This is a genomic window from uncultured Pelagimonas sp. (assembly GCF_947498515.1).
Taxonomy (GTDB): Bacteria; Pseudomonadota; Alphaproteobacteria; order Rhodobacterales; family Rhodobacteraceae; genus Pelagimonas.
Map to the genome: position 1 here is coordinate 1 of NZ_CANMKO010000032.1, position 1,062 is coordinate 1,062.

Sequence of the window (1,062 nt, forward strand, 5' to 3'; positions counted from 1 at the left end):
TCATCGTCGCTATCGACATCTCCCGCCAAAGGCGCAAGATCAACCGACACCGTCGGCCCATCTTCGACCGCATTGCCAAAGCCTGCGGCCAAGGTCGGCGCGTCGTTGGTGCCGGTGACGGTGATCACCACGTCGTTGACCGCCGTTGCGCCATGGGTATCGGTGGCGGTGACTTGCACGGTGACATCGCGGGTTTCGCCGGCGGCCAAATCCTGGAAATCCGTTCCCGGATCAAAGGACAGAGTCCCCCCGGTGATGCTCGCGCTGCCTTCGATGGGCGCTCCGCTGACCGTATAGGTCAGGCTCGCCCCGTCATCATCGCTATCGACGTCCGCGCCAAGCGCTGTCAGATCAACATCAACGCTCGCACCATCTTCGACAGCATTGCCAAGGCCCGCCGCCAAGGTCGGCGCGTCATTGGTGCCGGTGACGGTGATGATGACCGTGTTGGTGACCACTGCGCCATGTGCGTCGGTGGCGCTGGTGTTGATCACAACGTCACGGGTTTCGCCCAGAGCTAAGTCTTGGAAATCATTGCCCGGATTGAACTCCAGCACCGATCCGTTGAACACGGCGCTGCCCTCAGATGGCACGCCCGGAATGGCATAATTCAGGCTGGTGGCGTCATCGTCGCTATCGACATCTCCCGCCAAAGGCGCAAGATCAACCGACACCGTCGGCCCATCTTCGACCGCATTGCCAAAGCCTGCGGCCAAGGTCGGCGCGTCGTTGGTGCCGGTGACGGTGATCACCACGTCGTTGACCGCCGTTGCGCCATGGGTATCGGTGGCGGTGACTTGCACGGTGGCATCGCGGGTTTCGCCGACGGCCAAATCCTGGAAATCCGCTCCCGGATCAAAGGACAGAGTCCCCCCGGTGATGCTCGCGCTGCCTTCGATGGGCGCCCCGCTGACCGTATAGGTCAGGCTCGCCCCATCATCATCGCTATCGACGTCCGCGCCAAGCGCTGTCAGATCAACATCAACGCTCGCACCATCTTCGACAGCATTGCCAAGGCCCGCCGCCAAGGTCGGCGCGTCATTGGTGCCGGTGACGGTGATG

At 62.5% G+C, this 1,062-nt stretch carries 1 protein-coding gene; it reads right to left on the reverse strand.

Annotated elements, in window-relative coordinates:
• Positions 1-1,062: Ig-like domain-containing protein (locus Q1A43_RS22380; RefSeq protein WP_299939060.1), on the reverse strand; the 1,062-nt coding region annotated here is incomplete at both ends.